Annotated in this window: 16 protein-coding genes; 4 read left to right on the top strand and 12 right to left on the bottom strand. The window is 64.6% G+C overall.

Going from position 1 to position 18148, the window contains the following annotated elements:
- Nucleotides 1-145: 145 nt before the first annotated feature.
- From N0B28_RS11260 to N0B28_RS11250, 3 genes are all read right to left on the bottom strand, one after another.
- Nucleotides 146-1147, bottom strand: a complete 1002-nt coding sequence (locus tag N0B28_RS11260; RefSeq protein WP_275731827.1) for a GTP-binding protein — start codon at nucleotides 1145-1147, stop codon at nucleotides 146-148.
- A gap of 14 nt (nucleotides 1148-1161) precedes the next feature.
- Entirely contained in the window at nucleotides 1162-2898 is a 1737-nt protein-coding gene (locus N0B28_RS11255; RefSeq protein WP_043864009.1) for an amidohydrolase, read from the bottom strand.
- Between the two features lie 94 nt (nucleotides 2899-2992).
- Nucleotides 2993-4576, bottom strand: a complete 1584-nt coding sequence (locus N0B28_RS11250; RefSeq protein WP_058540304.1) for a hypothetical protein — start codon at nucleotides 4574-4576, stop codon at nucleotides 2993-2995.
- 148 nt (nucleotides 4577-4724) lie between these two features.
- Between N0B28_RS11250 and N0B28_RS11245 the strand changes: the two genes are divergently transcribed.
- Nucleotides 4725-5627: a LysR substrate-binding domain-containing protein gene (locus N0B28_RS11245; protein WP_058540305.1), complete on the top strand. Its 903-nt coding sequence runs from the start codon at nucleotides 4725-4727 to the stop codon at nucleotides 5625-5627.
- Between the two features lie 39 nt (nucleotides 5628-5666).
- On the opposite strand, the gene N0B28_RS11240 is transcribed toward N0B28_RS11245, so the two are convergent.
- The 7 genes from N0B28_RS11240 to N0B28_RS11210 all read right to left on the bottom strand — a co-directional run bounded on the left by N0B28_RS11240 (nucleotide 5667) and on the right by N0B28_RS11210 (nucleotide 12836).
- Complete coding sequence (locus tag N0B28_RS11240) at nucleotides 5667-5996, bottom strand: hypothetical protein (RefSeq protein WP_054914373.1); 330 nt, start codon at nucleotides 5994-5996, stop codon at nucleotides 5667-5669.
- A gap of 26 nt (nucleotides 5997-6022) precedes the next feature.
- A complete protein-coding gene (locus N0B28_RS11235; protein WP_123753119.1) occupies nucleotides 6023-7381 on the bottom strand; it encodes a dihydroorotase in 1359 nt (452 codons plus the stop codon).
- A complete protein-coding gene (locus N0B28_RS11230) occupies nucleotides 7378-8634 on the bottom strand; it encodes a Zn-dependent hydrolase (protein WP_275731823.1) in 1257 nt (418 codons plus the stop codon). The genes N0B28_RS11235 and N0B28_RS11230 overlap by 4 nt, the downstream gene beginning before the upstream one ends.
- Nucleotides 8631-9566, bottom strand: coding sequence for a dihydroorotate dehydrogenase (locus N0B28_RS11225; protein ID WP_043864015.1), 936 nt, complete (start codon nucleotides 9564-9566; stop codon nucleotides 8631-8633). Before N0B28_RS11225 ends, N0B28_RS11230 begins: the two co-directional genes overlap by 4 nt.
- Nucleotides 9566-10396, bottom strand: a complete 831-nt coding sequence (locus tag N0B28_RS11220) for a dihydroorotate dehydrogenase electron transfer subunit (RefSeq protein ID WP_043864016.1) — start codon at nucleotides 10394-10396, stop codon at nucleotides 9566-9568. Before N0B28_RS11220 ends, N0B28_RS11225 begins: the two co-directional genes overlap by 1 nt.
- A 186-nt stretch (nucleotides 10397-10582) precedes the next feature.
- Nucleotides 10583-11818: an MFS transporter gene (locus N0B28_RS11215; protein WP_229590189.1), complete on the bottom strand. Its 1236-nt coding sequence runs from the start codon at nucleotides 11816-11818 to the stop codon at nucleotides 10583-10585.
- 163 nt (nucleotides 11819-11981) lie between these two features.
- A complete protein-coding gene (locus N0B28_RS11210) occupies nucleotides 11982-12836 on the bottom strand; it encodes a hypothetical protein (protein WP_275731820.1) in 855 nt (284 codons plus the stop codon).
- Nucleotides 12837-13054: 218 nt separating this feature from the next.
- Here N0B28_RS11210 and N0B28_RS11205 point away from each other — a divergent pair, with 218 nt between their 5' ends.
- Nucleotides 13055-13930: a helix-turn-helix transcriptional regulator gene (locus N0B28_RS11205; protein ID WP_052504313.1), complete on the top strand. Its 876-nt coding sequence runs from the start codon at nucleotides 13055-13057 to the stop codon at nucleotides 13928-13930.
- 45 nt (nucleotides 13931-13975) lie between these two features.
- Here N0B28_RS11205 and N0B28_RS11200 read toward each other — a convergent pair whose 3' ends face one another.
- Together N0B28_RS11200 and N0B28_RS11195 are read right to left on the bottom strand one after the other, a co-directional pair.
- Entirely contained in the window at nucleotides 13976-14194 is a 219-nt protein-coding gene (locus tag N0B28_RS11200; protein WP_043864019.1) for a hypothetical protein, read from the bottom strand.
- Between the two features lie 81 nt (nucleotides 14195-14275).
- Nucleotides 14276-15061, bottom strand: coding sequence for a PhzF family phenazine biosynthesis protein (locus N0B28_RS11195; protein ID WP_275731817.1), 786 nt, complete (start codon nucleotides 15059-15061; stop codon nucleotides 14276-14278).
- A gap of 220 nt (nucleotides 15062-15281) precedes the next feature.
- Here N0B28_RS11195 and N0B28_RS11190 point away from each other — a divergent pair, with 220 nt between their 5' ends.
- Together N0B28_RS11190 and N0B28_RS11185 are read left to right on the top strand one after the other, a co-directional pair.
- Nucleotides 15282-17141, top strand: a complete 1860-nt coding sequence (locus N0B28_RS11190) for an ABC transporter ATP-binding protein (protein WP_275731815.1) — start codon at nucleotides 15282-15284, stop codon at nucleotides 17139-17141.
- 146 nt (nucleotides 17142-17287) lie between these two features.
- A complete protein-coding gene (locus N0B28_RS11185) occupies nucleotides 17288-18118 on the top strand; it encodes an alpha/beta hydrolase (protein ID WP_275731813.1) in 831 nt (276 codons plus the stop codon).
- Nucleotides 18119-18148 lie beyond the last annotated feature (30 nt).

Raw genomic sequence — 18148 nt, 5'->3', positions numbered from 1 at the left:
TTTCAGTAGATGCTGGGCAACCACAATCGAATTAAATTTGGCTGATTGTTGATATCTGCTCACCACTCCTGCCCCCTCCGCACAGGCCAGAAGGCCACTACCACCCATATTGCTGAACCTGCCGGAGGCCGTCGCCAATTCAGCTTCACCCATGATGTGAATAAAGCTTGTCATTTGTGTGGATAACGCACGCCTGGAAGCCGGCTTCGAGCGCCTCGGGGGCCAGGGTGCCGCGCTTGCCGATGCACACGAGCCGGGTGTGGGGCGTTTCATCGCCCCAGGCGCGGTCGGGCAGGATCTCGCAGCGGCTGCCGACCAGGTGCATGATGAACCGCTTGCCCGGCACTTCGGCGATGTGCAGCGTGCCCTTGGCCCGATAGATCGACGCCGGCAGTTGCGCCAGCGTCGCGCGCAGCGTGTCGAGCGCCATCGGTCTGTCGCTGGCGAAACTCCAGGACTCGAACACGCTGGCGTGATCTGCCGAGTGCCCACCCAGGCTCGGCGCTGAGGCCGCCTTGACCGGCGTGAAGGACGCCAGCGGGTTGCCGCGCCCCACGCCCAGCACCAGCTCCAGCGGTACATCGCCATACTGGCATTCGAGCATTCGCGCCCGGGGGTACAGCCAGCGGCTCTTGAGCGCCTCGATCTGGCTGCGTTCGACCCGGTCCACCTTGTTCAGCACGATGATGTCCGCCACGTCCAGCTGGTCCATGGCCAACTGCGCCATCTCGCCCTCGAGCTGCCCGAACTGCTCGGTGTCCACCACCGTGATGATGCTGTCGATCGACAGCGCATCGCGAAACTGCGGGTACTTCAGCGTGCGGGCGATCTTGCCCGGGCTCGACACCCCGCTCGCCTCGATCAGAATGTACTCCGGGCGGTTCTGCCGGTCGCCGAGCAGGCGCCCCAGTTGCTCGATCAGGTCACTTTCAACCGTGCAGCAGATGCACCCGTTGGCCAGGCTGAGGGTGGTCTGGGTCTGGCTGACGATCAGCTCGCTGTCGATGTTGATCGCGCCAAAGTCATTGACCATCACCGCCATGCGCAAGCCGTGATCACTGCCCAGGATCTTGTTGAGCAGGGTGGTCTTGCCGGAGCCGAGAAACCCCGACACCAGCGTCACCGGAATGGGAGACTGCTTGTTCATCAAAACGGCCCGCCTCAGAAGTTGGGGAGTTCACGGCGCCAGGTGGCCGCGTGGGTGCCGGCATCGAACTCGCCGTTGCGGTCCCAGGTGATTTCACCTTCGAGCACGGTGATCTGCACCTGGGTGTTGTGGATGTTGCCCTTGGGCTCCACCTCGAACAGGTTGCGATCGAGCACGATCAGGTCGGCGGACTTGCCCGTCTCGATGGAGCCGGCCTTGTCCTCGATACCCATGCACCACGCCCCGTTGATGGTCATCACGCGCATGGCCTGCTCCAGGCTGATGGGCGAGCCGTAGAAACTGCCCTGCTCCTCGCCGAACGGGTTCTGCCGGGTGACCATGGCCTCGAAGCCGATCCAGGGGTTGATGCTGGACACCGGCCAGTCGGTGCCCATCACCGCGACGCCGCCATGCTCGAACACGCCCTTGAAGTTGTAGGCGCGCTGCATGCGGTCCTCGCCGAACACGGCGCGGGCGTTGGCGAACGATGAAGGGAACCAGCCCACCGGGGAGAACTCGGCGGTGACGTTGAGCGCGGCAAAACGCGGCAGGTTGGCATCCAGCAAAGTGGTGCTGTGGGCGCACTGGTGGCGCACGCCGTCGGGCCCGTTCTTGGCCCGCGCCATGGCCACGGCATCGAGGAACAGGTCGGAGGCGCCGTCACCGGTGCAATGGGCGATGACCCGGATACCCCGGCGGTCCATGTCCACCACCATGTCGGTGATGTGCTCGGGGGTCAGGTTGAGGTGGCCGCGCCAGCGCTCCTCGCCCGGCCATGCGCTGGACAGGTACGACGAGCGCGATTCGTGGGTGCCGTCGAAGTGGAACTTGACCGCATTGGCGTTGAGCCGTGCGCTGCGATAGAAGTGACGCTCACCCGCCAGCAGCTCCCAGCGACGCTTGACCGGGAAGATGTCGTCCTGCCAGCTGATCGCGGCCTCCACGCGCACCGACAGCTCGCCCGCCTGGTCGATGGCCTTGAGCGCATTGAGGCGGTGCTCGCACACGTGCACATACTTGGTGCCCACCACCCCATGACCGCTCTGGAACCACACCCCTTCGCGATAGGCACGCTTCAGGGCGTGTTGCGGCGTGGGCGGCATGGCGGCGTGCATCAGTGCATAGGCACCGTCCACCAGGATGCCGGTCGGCTCGCCGGTGACGCTGTCGCGCTCGATGTAGCCGTGGCGCGGGTCGATGGTGTCGGCGTCGATCCCGGCGATCTCGAGCGCCCTGGAGTTGACCATCATGCAGCCCCAGGAGCGATCCAGGATCGCCACCGGGCGGTCCGGCAGCACGCTGTCCAGCCATTGGCGCGACGGCACCAGCCCGGCCTGCTTGAAGGTGTAGCGCACGAAGTACTGCCCATACACCCAGCCGTCGCCCGGGTGCTCGGCCGCATAGTCGAGAATGGCCTGGCGCACCTGCTCCGGGGTCGGATCGCTGACGCCGACTTCGAGGTAGCCGGAGTAACCGGGCGCAAGCTTGAGGTCCGGGTGGGTGTGCATGTCGTAGATACCCGGCATCACGAAACGGCCGTCCAGGTCCACCACCTGGGTGCGCGGGCCGACGAACGCCTTCGCCTCGTCGTTGCTGCCCACCGCGACGAAGCTGCCATTGCGAATGGCCACGGCTTCGGCCCAGGGGGCAGACTCATCGACCGTATAGATGCGGCCATTCAGAAACACCAGGTCGGCGGCGCCTTGGGGGCCGGGCACATGGCTGGAGCGGTAATCGGTCATCGCACTCATCGCAGGGAACACCTTTGCATGGCACCGCCGCGCGGCACCAGTCCAAGAAAACCAGGTTTGGGTAAAAGGCGCCGCAGGCGCCGTCGCCGGTCGGCTATTCGTCGGCCCGGGCCGGAATCCACCACTCCTCGCCACGGGCGGTGCGGATGTATTCGGGCCAGCGGAAGTCATGCGGGACCTTGAAGTCCCGGGGCAGCAGCGGCGCCTGCCAGCGTGTGCCGCCAATGCCGCCGCCGGTACGCTCGGTGAATTCCTGGCGGGCGGCGGCCAGCAGCTCGGGCCGCGTGAGCAGGTCGATCAGGGTGGCACCGATGGTCTTGGCCGCCACCTGGATCATCGGGTCGATGGTCTGGCGGATGCCGCCCAGGGCATTGGGCACCCAGTCCGGGTAGGTGTAGCCAGGCGGTGCCGAGAGCATCGGGCGGGCCACCAGCAGGCGCACGGTCGGGCAATGCCAGGTGTATTCGGGGTAGTCGTCCGAGGTCAGGTGCTTTTGCCAGGCGGGCATCTGCTGGCGCAGCAGACGCTCGCACTCCTGTGGGTCGATCAGGGTTTCGGTTTCGGGCAGAAACGGCCGGGCCATGGGCTCGAGCCCCAGGTTGCCCTGGATCTGCTGCGCGATGGCGATGGCCTCGTCGTCCCAGGTGGGGGCGCCGATGGCCTGCAGGTTGTCGTAGGTGGCCTGCGCCAGCACATGGTTGGGCAGCCCGCCACGGGACTTGCACACCCAGGTCTTGTTCCACTGGCAGCCGGTGGCCAGGGCGGCGGCGGCGGCGTTGTTGTCCATCACCTGGGAGATGGCCTCGGCCTGCTCGAGCGAGTCGCAGCGCGACAGGTACTGGATCTGCGCGATGTGCGGCGGCAGGTTGTCGGCTGTGGCCTGGCCGGCGGTGAGGATCGCCTCGTTGTAGCTCCACAGCCCGGTGAACGGCAACGTGGAGCGGCGCATGCTCTCGTTCAGGGTATAGAAGTGCACCAGCGCGTCGTTGGCCCCAGGCGCCCTGGCAGCCAGGTGGTTCTGCGGAATCGGGCTGTACTTGTCCGCTGCGATCCAGTCCTGGGGCGAATCGCAGGTGAAGGTATAGATGTAGGCGTAGGCGATGCCGCAGTGCGTATCCCAGGTAGTGGTGTTGTTCAGCGGCAGCATGTACGTGGGGTGGAAGCTGATGGCCGCGTCCAGGTCATCGTAATAGCCCTTGGCCGCGTGCACCGGCTTGGAGGCGCGCAGCTTTTCCGCTGGCTCGCCGAAGAATTTCAGCGTGCCCGCGAGGCCATGTTCGAGCATGGCGGCCTTGGCGGCCAGCAGGCCACCCAGGGCACTGATGCCCAGCGCCGAATGAGGGTCGGTATGCCCCGGGGCGAAACGCGACAGCCCTTCGCGCGGCTGGCGCCGGGTGGTCGCCGCCTGGTTGTTGCCCGGCACCGCGTCGTACTCCGCGTAGGTCGCCAGCACAGGGCCGTCGCCGTTGCGAAACGTGGCACAGAAAGCGGTAGGCATGCCGCCGCTGCCCTCCTCCACCTCGAACCCTTGCCTGCGCAGCAGCTCGACGTACCAGGCGCAGGACTTGTACTCGCGAAAGGCCGGCTCGGCATAGTGCCAGATCACCTGGTGCCAGTCGGACAGGGTCGTTTGCTGTTGGTCCACCCAGTTCTGGGCAAAGGCCTTGGGCTCGATCATGCAGGGCATTCCTTATTGGTATGTGACCCCGCTGAGCGGCTCGGACCCGCAGGGCCTGCCTAGTATTGTTGAACCAGAAAATACGACAATCGATTTATTTCGCCATTAATGTTTATATTTGCTCAACAATAAGTCAGTGGAGCGCCCCATGCGTCTACCCTCGATGCCCGCGTTACGTGCCCTGGAAGCGGTTGCCCGGTTGGGCAGCGTGACTGCCGCGGCGCTTGAGCTCAACCTCACCCGCAGCGCCATCAGCCATCAGATCACGGGCATGGAGGACACCCTCGGCTTTGCCCTGACCGAGCGCCAGGGCCGGGGTATCTCGCTGACGTTTCGCGGCGAACGCTACGCCCGGGAGATCCAGCGCCTGCTGGCCAACCTGGAGGATGCAGGCCGGCGGGTCGATGACCAGGAGGTGTATGGCAAGTTGACCATCAGTTGCAGCTCGGGGTTTTCCACCTACTGGCTGTGCCATCACATCGGCGGCTTCGTGAAGGAATACCCCCAGGTCCAGTTGCACATGGTCACACCGACCACGGCGGATGACGTGAGCAACCACAACGCCGACCTGTTCATCTCCTACGGTATCGGCGACTGGCCTGGCATGCAGGTGGAACAGATAGCGGCGCTGAACTACTTTCCGGTCTGCAGCCCGCGGCTGATCAACGCCCTGGGCGGGCTCAAGACCCCGCAGGACCTGGCCGCGTTCCCATTGCTGCACATGAGCGACTACAGCGACTGGCGGGTGTGGCAGGCGGCGGCGAACACCCCGGAGCTGAACGTGGCCACCGGCATCCTGTTTTCCGATGCACATTGCGCACAGGCGGCGTGCATCGCGGCCCAGGGCGTTGCCATGGGCGACAACCTGCTGTGTGGCGACTCCATGGCCAAGGGGCTGCTGGTGCGCCCCTTCGATATCGTCATCCACTCGCACCGCGGCTACTACCTGGTCACTGACCTGCAGAAGTGCGAGCGGCCCGCCGTGCGGGCCTTTACCAACTGGATCAAGAACCAGCTGCAGGCTTCGAGGCAGTCCTGGACGGCGCTCTAGGCCGTTGGCTCCGGCCTGCTGGCGCCGCCAGCCGCCGCCCTAGAAAATCCGCTCGCTCCTGGCGTAATGGGTCACCACTTCGATCAGCGCCTGGTGCGCAATCGCGTGATCGCACGTCGCCAGGGCCGCCTGCAGGCTGTTCATGTACTCGAGCAGCTGGCGCTGGTTGCGCAGGGCGAAGTCGTGCTCCAGCCCCTGATCCTCGTAGATGAGCACGTAGCTGCGGCAAAAGCCCGCGACCAGAAAGGCCGCGCCGGCCTGGAACGGCTGGTCACGGATGATGGCCTCACAGTCGGCGTTGGCCTGCTTGAACGAGTCGGTGCCCGGCAGCGCGGCGGCGAAGCGTTGCACCATTTCATGAAAATTCATCGTTGTTCGTACCTCTTGTTGCGCCACTAGGCAGGCGTGGCGCGGTTGAAGGAAAGTCGTTGCCCACGGACTGCACTGTTCACCGTGGCGCCGTCCCACACCCGTTCGCCATTGACGAACGTGGCGACGATGCTCGATGAGAACTCGGTACCGGCAAACGGCGTCCAGCCGCATTTGGACAGCACCTGGTCATTGCTCACCCGGTGCGGGCGCTGCGGGTCGACGAGCACCAGGTCGGCGGCGTAACCCTCGCGCAGGTAGCCCCGGCCACTGACCTGGAACAGCTGCGCCGGTGCGTGGCTGACTACCTCGACCAGGCGCTCCAGGCTCAGCTCCCCGCAGAAGACGCGCTCCAGGGCGGCCTGCAGCGCGTACTGCACCAACGGAATGCCTGACGGCGCCTTGGCGTAAGTGCTGCGCTTTTCTTCGAGCAGGTGCGGGGCATGGTCGGTCGCCAGCACGTCGAGCCGACCTTCGGCCAGCGCCTTGACGATGGCGTCGCGGTCGCTGGCCGACTTGATCGCCGGGTTGCACTTGATCAGAAAGCCCAGCCGCTCGTAGTCGTGATCGGTGAAGTGCAGAAAGTGCACGCAGGTTTCGGCGGTGATGCGCTTGCCGCTGAGGGGGCCGGGCTCGAACAGCTGCAGCTCTTCTGCCGTGGAGATGTGCAGCACATGCAGGCGCGTGCCGTGCTTGCGCGCCAGCTCGATGGCCAGCCGAGTGGACCTGATGCACGCCTGGCGCGAACGGATCAGCGGGTGCTCGCGGGCAGGAATGTCCTCGCCAAAGCGCGCCCTGGCCTTTTCCAGCTCGGCATTGATCATGGGCGTGTCTTCGCAATGGGTGATGATCGGCACCGGCGAAACCCGGAAGATCTCGTTCAACACCTCGGGGTCGTCCACCAGCATGTTGCCGGTCGAGGCCCCCATGAACACCTTCAGCCCTGGCGTGCTGGCCGGGTCGATGGCGCGAATGGCGGCCAGGTTGTCGTTGCTTGCCCCCATGTAGAAGGCGTAGTTGACCGCGCTCGATGCGGCGGCGATGGCGTACTTGGCTTCCAGGCTGGCCCGATCGAGCGCGGGCGGGTTGGTGTTGGGCATCTCCATGAAACTGGTGATGCCGCCCGCTGCACAGGCCCGCGACTCGCTGGCGATGTCCGCCTTGTGGGTCAGGCCGGGCTCCCTGAAGTGCACCTGATCGTCGATCATTCCCGGCAGCAGCCACAGGCCGTGCGCCTCGATCACGCCCTCCCCGGCAAGCGGCTGCAGGGCCTGCCCGATACAGTCGATGCGGCCCTCGCGCAGCCGCACATCGGCCGCCCAGGTGCGGCCTTCATTCACCAGGGTCGCGTTGCGGATCAACCAGGCATTGCGGGGTACGCTCATGGTGTCAGCTCCAGTGTCGTGTGGTAGAGCACCTCGGTGGCCACCAGAAAGTCGTCCAGGGCCATGGCCTCGTGGGGGTTGTGCGAGCCGTGCTGGTTGCGGATGAACAGCATGGCGCTGGGGATGCCGACGTTGGCGAAAACCGCAGCGTCATGGCCGGCCCCGCTGGGGGTGAGCACGCCCTGCCAGCCTTGTTGGCGGGCCTGGCGCACCAGCGCCTCGACCCAGGGGGCGTGCATGGCCGCCGGGGCCGTGTCGATACGCAGGTCGAACTCGAAGCGAACCTGGCGGGCCTGCTCGATGGCCTTTGCCTCGTGCAGCGCAACCGCGTGAAAGGCCTCGAGCGTGGCCATGTCGAGGCTGCGCATCTCGAGGCTGAAGCTGACCTCGCCGGGAATACGCGAGACGGCATGGTGCGCCGCGTTGGTCCCCAGTGTGCCGACGGTAACCACCAGGTCTCGCCCGGCCGCGAGGTACTCACGCCAGCATTGGTCGATGCGGGCCACCAGCTCGCTCACGGCAAACACGGCGTCGTGGCGGTCCTCCCGAGCCACGGCGCCCGAATGGCCATCTTCGCCCAGGCAGCGAACCTGGTTATGGCGCAGGTTGCCGCGGATGCCGGGCACGATCCCCACGGCCTGCCCCATGCGCTCCAGCGACTGCGCCTGCTCGATATGCACTTCCAGATAGCCGGCAAACTGGGTGCGATCGACCAGCCACTGCCGACGGCCAATCGCTGCCAGGTCGGCGCCCACGGCCTGCATGGCCTGGCCCAGGGTGCGCTGGCTGAAGCGGTTGGTCAGCTGCAGGTCGTGCTCGCTCAACCCGCCGACCAGCGCACGCGAACCTATGTACGACTTGCCGTACCAGGCGCTCTCCTCGCCACGCAGCCCGATGACCCGCACCGGCTGCGCCGTGGCCACGCCCTCGCGGTCGAGCCGGCACAGGCACAGCAGGCCCGCCACAACGCCGGCCAGGCCGTCGTAGTTGCCGCCCTGGGGCACCGAGTCCAGGTGCGAGCCGTACCACAGTGCGGGCTGGCCATTGTCGCTCTTGCGCGTGAAGATCACGTTGCCCGCACGGTCGGTTGCCACCTCCAGCCCCTGGGTCAAGGCGAAGTCGCTCAGGCAGGCGATGGCGTCACTCTCGCCGGGGCCGTAGCTTTCGCGGGTGATCCCCACCTGGGCATCGCGTGACAAGGCGGCGATGGTGTCGAACAGTCTGGCGGCCTGTTCAGGCCATTGCGCGATCATGGCAAGGCTCCAAACGGCTCGGCGGGCAAATCGTCGAGGGCGCCGATCAGGGTGCTGATCGAGGCAACGCCCTTGCGCCGGCAGTAGGCCTCCAGTTCAGACACCATGGTGTTCATGGTTTTCGGGTGCAGGAAGGTGGCCGTACCCACTTGCACCGCCGAGGCACCGGCATAGATGAACTCCAGCGCATCGTCGGCCGTGGCAATGCCACCGCAGCCAATCACCGGAATTTCCAGCGCCTGGGCGCATTGATAGGTCAGGCGCACCATCAGCGGGCGGATGGCGGCGCCGGATATGCCGCCCATGAAGTTGCCCAGCCGCGCGCGGCCTCGCTCGATGTCCACCGACAACCCGAGCAGCGTGTTGCCCACCACGACGGCATCGGCCCCGGCCTCCTGCGCAGCCAGGGCAACCGGCACCACCTCGCCGGCATTGGGGGTCAGCTTGACCCACAGCGGCAACGAGGTGACCTGGCGCATCAGCTCCACCACGTCGCGGGTACTTTCAGCCTGCATGCCGAACGACTGGCCATGCGCTTCCAGGTTGGGGCACGAGATATTGGCCTCGATGCCGGCCACGCCTGGCACATCGCTCAGCCGCGCCGCCAGGTCGGCAAAGCCCTGGGCCGTGGGCGCCGAAATGCTCACGATCAACGGCGCGTCGTAGTCGCGGTAGAACGGCACCACCTTGTCGATGAACAGCTGCGCGCCTTTGCTGGGAATGCCGATGGCATTCATCATCCCGTCATTCAGCTCGCAGACCCGCGGCATCGGGTTGCCGCTGCGCTTTTCGGTGGTGATGGTCTTGGTCACCAGTGCACCCAGCTGGTTGAAGTCCAGCAGGTGGGCAAGCTCTTCGGCAAAGGTGCCCGATGCCGGCATCACCGGGTTCTTCAGGCGCAACCCGCCGACCTGTACGCTCAGATTGATCATCACACCACCTCCGCCAGGTCGAATACAGGGCCTTCGAGGCATACCCGCTTGCCCACCCTGAGCCCGTCCACCTCGAACACCTCGACGCAGCACTGGCACATGCCCAGGCCGCACACCATCTGTTGCTCCAGCGCTACCTGGCCCACCAGGCCGAGCTCGGCGCTCAGCTTCTTCAGCAACTGGGTCAGCCGCCTGGAGCCACACGTGAACAGCGCATCGGTGCCTTCACGGGCGATGATCTGGCGCAGCAGCGGTTCGAGCCGTTCGGGCGAGCTGCTGCCATCCTCATCCAGCACCACCCGCACGTCGGCCCCCAGCGAGGCGAAGCGCTCGCGCGAAAGCAGGCTCTTCTCGCTGCGGGCACTCAGCACTGCGGTCAGGCGGATGCCCAGCCGATGCGCCGCTTCGGCCAGCGGCGCCAGGGTGGCCAGCCCCACGCCCCGGGCCACGATGATCATGTGCTGCCACCCCGGCTGCAGGTCGAAGCCCTTGCCCAGCGGGCCTAGGATCTCCACGGTCTGCGCCTGGCCAAGCGTCTCCAGGCCATAGGTGCCCTTGCCGGTCACCTTGTACAGAAACTCCACCTGGCCCGTGGCCGGGTCGGCCTTGTAGGTGCTCATGGGGCGACGGAAGTACGGCTTGTGCTCGCCTTCACTCGGGCACAGCAGGTTGAAGAACTGCCCCGGAAGCGACTGGCTGGCGGCGCCGTCGGCCTGTAGCACCAGGCGCTTGTATTCATCGTTGACCCATTGGTTGGAAATCACGACCGCCAAGGTGTCGTCTGGGGGAGTCAGGGCACTCGCCTGGCAGCAGCCGGAAATCACGTTCATTGAGGTGGCCTCGCATTTGTCTAAATTTTTATACAGCACGGTCAAAAGTAAATGCCGCCTCAGTGATGAAGCGGCAGATGAAGCGGTGTTTCAGCGATTGCTTAAGCTGACTGTACTGCAGCTCGGTGTTACTGTCTAATTTTTGATACGAATAAGCCAGGGCAAATTCATAACCATCCCGCCGGGCTAGGCCGGCTGCGGCTTCGGCACGTCATGGGCCTGGCAGGCGGGAAGCAGCAACACCGTCGCGAGCATCGCCACCCCATACAACGAGGCAAGCAGCATGATGGCCGCCGAGAACGAGTAGTGCAGCGCTACGGCGCCCACCACCAGCGGCCCGAAGCCACCGGCGGCCCTGCCCACGTTGAACAGCACGTTCTGCGCCGTGGCACGGATCTGCGCGGGGTACAGATCGGAGATCAATGCGCCGTAGCCACCGATCATGCCGTTGACGAAGATGCCCATGATCGCGCCGGCAAACAGCATGACCGTGGGGTTGTCGAGGTTGGCATAGGCGATGACCATGAACCCTGCGCCGGCCTGATACAGCAGGAACATGCGCTTGCGTCCGAAACGGTCGGCCAGGTGCCCGAACAGCCAGATACCGAACGCCATGCCCAGCACCGTCACTGCGGTCCAGGTTCCGGAGGCCATCAGCGAGAAGCCGAACTTGTTCGACAGGTAGCTGGGCATCCAGATCATCAGCCCGTAGTAGCCGAAGTTCTGCACCGAGGTGAGCACCATCACCCCCAGGCTCGCCTTGCTGGTCTGCCGGTCCTTGAACAGGTCGGTGAAGCGCCGTGCGAAAGGCACCGGGTCGGCTGCGGCCTTCACGAACTCTGCCGGCTCGCTCATGGTATGGCGAACCACGAGCGAGACGAACGCCGGCAGCAACCCGACCAGGAACATGCCGCGCCAGCCGATGTAGGGCAGCAGCAATGGCGTGAGCAATGCAGCGGCGAGCACGCCGACCTGCCACCCCATGCCCACATAGGAAGAAGCACGATTGCGCCGGTTGGCCGGCCAGGTTTCGGCGATCAGTGCCATGCCGATGCCGAACTCCCCGCCCAGGCCGAACCCGGCCAGGGTTCGATAGATCAGCAGGTCCCAGTAGCCCTGGGCGAATGCGCACAGCCCGGTAAATATCGAGAAGGTGAGGATGCACAGGGTCAGCATGCGTACCCGGCCATAGCGGTCGCTCAGTTGGCCGAAGATCAGCCCCCCGGCCACGGCGCCCAGCAACGTCCATGTCACCAGCGAGCCAGCCTCCGAGGAACTCAGACCGAGACCGATGGTGATCGCCGGCAGCATGAACCCGAGAATCAGCAGGTCGAAACCGTCCATCGCATAGCCGGTCACGCTGGCTATCAGGGCCTTCTTGGGTGACGCGTCCTTCTTCGGACGCTTTTCGGAAGAAGCCATCTTGGTTTACCTCTTGTTTTTGTATGGTTTTTTAGACAGCTGACGCCTGAACCCGCCCAGGATCGCCGCCGGTCCGCCCGTGCAAGGCTTCACAAAGCGTACTGCCAGCCTGCGCGATTGTCTAAATATTTAGATTGCTGGCTCGCAAAAAAAAACGCCGCGCTCAGAAATGCCACTCCAGGTTGATCGACAAGGCGTCCACGTCGATCCCGTCGCCACGGCGGTTGCCGAACTTGTTGCGCCAGTACTCGTATCCGGGCCCGATCCATAGCGTGTTTCTTGCGCCGCCCAGCACAGCCCCTGCATCCAGCATCAGCGAGGTGCGCATCAGCTGTTCATCCGCCGTCGGGTTGCGCCGGTAGTCATCGCCCTTCTCGCCGCTGTAGCTGTAGAAGCCCTGGAACTTCATCGGCAGGCTGCCCAGCGCGAACGGTATGCCCCAGGTCAGGTTCAACTGGTAGAACGGGTCGAACGCCATGCGCGAATGGTTGCCCGGCTGGCGGCAGCTGTCGAGCCCGCAGTGGTTCCATTCCCTGGCATAGAACAGGCTGAGGTCGAGAAACCCTGCCGGCAGCGCGAACTTGAGGGTCGGGCCTATCAAAATCATGCGCTTTCGCGACTGGAACGCGTTGTTCTTGGTGTTCCAGTCCAGGCCCAGGGTCAGCGCGACGTCCTTCACCGGCCCGAACGCCAGCGGCCCATCGAACACCCGTGCATGCTGCAACTGATTGCGGTAGGTCAGGTAGACCTCGGTGGCGCCGCTGCTGCTGTCCTTGCGCGGGTCATCGCGGTCGGACTTGAACACATCCACGTTGGCGAACTGCTGGCCCAGGGCGTAGCTGCTCACATGGGCAAGCTGGACAATGTGCTTGGCTATGTCCTGGCGCTTGCCCGGGTCCGAGAAATGGCTGCTGTAGCGATAGCCGATAAAGGTATCGCTGAAGGCTGGCGGCGGGCCAGCCATCACCATAGGGGTCATGAAAAGCGCGAACGCGGGCGCGCCGATGCGAGTCTTCATCAGGGAAGCTCCTATCAGGTGGGGGGTGGAGTTGTGGTATCAGGTGGCAGCGCAGGCGATGCCGCAGCAGCTGCAGGGTGGTGTGGACATGTGTCGGCCTTTTTTATATTTTTTGGACAAGCAACAGTTCATGTCTAAATATTGATACACTCGCGCCATGGCCTCGTCAAGCCGATCTGGTAGAACATGCCACCACGAAAAACGACAAGGATCCCCCAGTGAACCAGATTGATTACCAGGCAATCGGCGAGCGCCTCCGGGCCTTTCGCATCGGCCGCCAGCTCAACGCCGACCAGGTGGCCGACAAGCTCGGCATCTCGCGGGCTGCGGTGTACCGCCTGGAACTGGGCAAGATCGTCAAACTCGACACACTGGAGCGCCTGGCCGACCTGCTGAAGGTGTCGCTGACCAGCCTGCTGGGTTCCGATACGGAGTACTTCGACAACGCCCTCGGCTACTTCGAGCGCATGCGCCAGCTGGAGGCCCGTTCCAGCAGCGTCATCTCCTACTTCGACCCGTTTTCCTACCTGCTGACCACGCCCGAATACTCGGCGCTGTTTCAGACCATGCTCCACGAGGCTCGACCGCAGGGCTTCAGCCCGGCACAGGAAGCGATGGAGAGCCAGATTCTGAGCATTCTGGACGAGCGCAAATCCACCTTCTTTCGCGAAAAATTCCAGGTCAGGTCGATTGTCAGCCTGCGTCAGATCGAGCGTTACCTGCACATCGGCCTGGTAGGCCGCCTGGACCTGCCCCCCAGCGTGCGAATGGAGCGCGCCCTGCTGGCACGCAAGGAAATCGAGAACCTGATCTCCATCGTCGAGACCAACAGCGATCACCCGGGTATCTACCTGATCGACGAGGCACTGCCCAGCGCCACCTTCCAGATCTTCGAGCAGAAGACCACCAGCTACGTGGCGGTGAGCCCTTACCGGCTAGGGGAGCTGCCCAACCTGCATGTGGGCATTGCCAGCGTCACCTCCTCTGCCCAGGCCGTGGACATGTACAAGAACATGTCCAGCGACCTGCTCAGCCGCGCCTGTTCCGGGCGCGAAGCCACGAAAAAACTGCAGCACCTGCTCGCCAAGCTGTGACTGGCGCTGGCACGCCAAGGCACGCAGGGCCCGGCAGGGCCGCTTTCAGCCCTTCCTTTGCGCCTCGGCCAGGCGCCGCTGGATTTCGCGGGTCTTTTCTTCCTGCTCCTTGATGGACGTCGGCGTGATCACCTTGTCCACTGCCTCGGTATCCGGGTCCGGTTGTTCCAGCACCGGGTCGGGGGATGGCGTGCCCTTCTGCGCCTGGTCCGACGAGAGTGGCCGCGGGACCTTGTCGCCCTGCTTGGTATCGGTGGGTTTCATCGGGTTCTCCTTCAAGTGCGGGGTGTTACTAAGCAGAACCCGTGAGGTAGGAAAAGTTTGAAGTGATTTGGCCGGCCGGTCTCAGATGAAGATGGTGCCGCGCAGGTAGAGCGCCGCGTGACCGCTGATGATGACCCGGTCGTTGTCCAGGACTTCGCAGTGCAGTTGGCCCTTGCGCGCCCCGCCCTGCTCGGCACTCAGGCTGCGCTTGCCCAGGCGTTGGGCCCAGTAGGTCGCCAGCGAAGTGTGGGCCGAGCCGGTGACAGGGTCTTCGTTGACCCCCACTCGCGGCCCGAACCAGCGCGAGACGAAGTCCATGTGACGACCCGGCGCGGTCACGGCAACCCCGCGCACCTCGAATGCGGCCAGGGCGGCAAAGTCGGGGTCGAGCCCGGCGACGATGCTTTCATCCTCGACCACTACCAGGTAATCGTCCGTGCGATACAGCGCCTCGGCCTCTTGCAGCCCCAGGGCCTGCAGCAGGCCAGGCGGCAGGGCTACGGCTTCAGGCTGCTTGGCCGGAAAGTCCATGGCCAGGCGACCGCCTTCGCGGCGCACTCGCAATTCACCGCTGCGGGTGGAAAACCGCAGCGTGTCGCGGCATTCACCAAGCTGTTCGAACAGCACCCAGGCGGCGGCCAACGTGGCGTGCCCGCACAGATCGACCTCCACTGCGGGGGTAAACCAGCGCAGCTCGAACAACTCACCGTTGCGTACCCAATAGGCCGTCTCGGACACATTGTTCTCTGCTGCGATCCGTTGCAGCGTTGCATCAGGCAGCCAGGCGTCCAGCGGGCACACAGCCGCCGGGTTGCCGCCGAACGTCTCGGAAGAAAAAGCGTCCACCTGGAAAATATCGAGTTGCATCGGGCACCCAAGTAATGATCGTCTGGCCTAGAAAATATCAACCAGGCGTTGAATTATCAATTTATTGTTGAAATCCTGAAGCGGGAACCCGCGTTGGGTCGATTGCGGCTTTCTCTCAACCAGCGCAGCAAACCACCACCGCCTCTTCACTCCCCACAAATCCCGCAAGCCCGCCGTTCGATGTCAGAATTGCCCCCATTCGATCGTTTTGGAGACCACCATGCTTCGTGCATTTGAACGAAGGCTCGACCCTTTCCCTCCTGACGAGGTGCCCCCGCCGCCCGTGGGCCTGGCACGCTTTCTGTGGGCGTGCATGCGGGGTGCGCGCGGCTACATTCTGGCGTTCGCACTGCTCAGCGCTGCGGTGTCCATCTATGAAGCCTGGCTGTTTTCGTTCCTGGGCCAGGTCGTGGACCTGCTCTCCACCTGGCAGGCCGGGGGCGATGCGGCAGCGCAGGAACGCCGCGTGCTGTGGGGCATCGGCATCGTGATGCTGTGCAGCGTCGGGCTGGTGGCCCTGCGCACCATGGTTCAGCACCAGATACTGGCAATCAACCTGCCCTTGCGACTGCGCTGGGACTTCCACCGCCTGATGCTGCGCCAGAGCTTGTCGTTCTTTTCCGACGAATTCTCCGGGCGCGTCACCACCAAGGTCATGCAGACCGCACTGGCGGTGCGCGACCTGCTGTTCACCCTGATCGAGATCGCCCCCGGCATCGGGGTGTACTTCATCGCGATCATCGCGCTGGCCGGCGGCTTCGCGCTCAAGCTCATGCTGCCCTTCGTTGCCTGGGTGGTGCTGTTCGGCCTGGCCATGCTGTACTTCGTGCCGCGCCTGGGCAAGGTCGGACAGGAGCAGGCCAACGCCCGCTCGATGATGACCGGGCGCATTTCCGACGCCTACACCAACATCACCACGGTGAAGCTGTTCTCCCACTCCAACCGCGAGGCGCACTTCGCCCGTGCGGCGATGGAAGACTTCAAGCAGACCGGCTTTCGCCAGATGCGCCTGGTCAGCCAGTTCGAGATCGTCAACCAGGCACTGGTGGTGGCCCTGATCATGGCCGCCGGCGGCTATGCCCTGTGGCTGTGGCACCAGGGCGAGGTCGGCGCAGGTGCCGTGGCGGCGATCACCGCCATGGCGCTGCGCATCAATGGCATGTCGCACTGGATCATGTGGCAGATGACCTCGCTGTTCGAGAACATCGGCACCGTGCAGGACGGCATGGCCACCCTGACCCGCGGCCCCAAGGTCAAGGATGCCCCGGACGCCAAGGTGCTGCAGACCCGCGGCGGCGCGGTCACCTTTGACAAGGTGAGCTTCAACTACAACGGCGAGCGCCAGGTGCTCGACGGCCTGAGCCTGAGCATTCGCCCGGGTGAAAAGATCGGCCTGGTGGGGCGCTCCGGCGCGGGCAAGTCCACGCTCATCAACCTGCTGCTGCGCTTCTATGACGTCGACAGCGGCCAGATCCGCATCGACGGGCAGGACATCGCCCATGTGACTCAAGACAGCCTGCGCAGCGCCATCGGCATGGTCACCCAGGACACCTCGCTGCTGCACCGTTCCATTCGCGACAACATCGCCTATGGCCGGCCCGACGCCACCGACGAACAGGTCCGCAGCGCAGCCGCCAGTGCCCAGGCCGACGGTTTCATCAGCCAGTTGAGCGACCAGCAAGGCCATAGCGGCTACGACACCCTGGTGGGCGAGCGCGGCATCAAGCTGTCGGGGGGCCAGCGCCAGCGCGTCGCGATCGCCCGAGTAATGCTCAAGAACGCCCCGATCCTGCTGCTGGACGAAGCCACCAGCGCACTGGACTCCGAGGTCGAAGTGGCCATCCAGGAAAGCCTCGACGAGATGATGCAGGGCAAGACCGTGATCGCCATCGCCCACCGTCTGTCCACCATTGCGGCCATGGACCGGCTGGTGGTGATGGATGACGGGCGCATCATCGAGCAGGGTACCCACGCCGAGTTGCTTGCCAGAAATGGCACCTATGCGCAGCTGTGGCACCACCAGAGTGGCGGGTTCCTGGGTGAGGATCAGGGGGTAGCACAGGCCATGCACCAGGACTGAGCCGTACAAGCCTGCGATGGTCCGTGGTCAACGGCTATCGCAGCGTCGGCGCAGGCCGTTCATCCACTGATCTGCACTTTGTTCACCTGGTCATGATCACAACACGATACTGACCACGCCCTCCACTTCACTCGGGAGCCACGAACATGGGGTATGTCACTACGCGGGACGGTGTCGAGATCTTCTACAAGGACTGGGGCCCACGCGATGCCCCGGTGATCGTCTTTCACCACGGATGGCCACTCAGTGCCGACGACTGGGATGCGCAGATGCTGTTCTTCCTTGATCACGGCTACCGGGTCGTCGCACACGACCGCCGCGGCCACGGGCGCTCCAGCCAGGTGTGGGACGGGCACGACATGGATCACTACGCGGACGACGTTGCGGCCGTGGTCGACCATCTTGGCGTGCAGGGTGCAGCCCACGTGGGGCACTCCACCGGCGGCGGCGAGGTGATCCGCTACATCGTTCGCCATGGCCAGGAGCGTGTGTCGAGGGCTGCCCTCATCAGTGCCGTGCCACCGCTGATGGTCCAGACCCCGAACAATCCGGACGGCTTGCCCAGGTCGGTATTCGATGACTTGCAGGCGCAGCTCAAGGCCAACCGCGCACAGTTCTACCATGACCTGCCGTCAGGCCCGTTCTATGGCTACAACCGCCCAGGCGCAAACGCCAGCGAGGGCACCATCCTGAACTGGTGGCGCCAGGGCATGATGGGCTGCGCCAAGGCACACCTTGACGGGATCGTGGCCTTCTCCCAGACCGACTTCACCGACGACCTCAAGCGCATCACGATTCCCGTCCTGGTGATGCACGGGGACGATGACCAGATCGTGCCCTATGAAAACTCAGGGCCGCGGTCAGCGAAGCTGTTGCAGAACGGCACCCTGAAAACCTATGCGGGCTTGCCGCATGGCATGCCGACCACCGACGCCGACACGATCAACGCCGATCTGCTCGCGTTCCTGCGAAGCTAGACGACCGGGGCAGGCATCCACCTGCCCCTT

Source organism: Pseudomonas sp. SD17-1 (assembly GCF_029201585.1).
Classification (GTDB): domain Bacteria; phylum Pseudomonadota; class Gammaproteobacteria; order Pseudomonadales; family Pseudomonadaceae; genus Aquipseudomonas; species Aquipseudomonas palmensis.
This window is presented reverse-complemented; position numbering and strand designations above follow the sequence as displayed.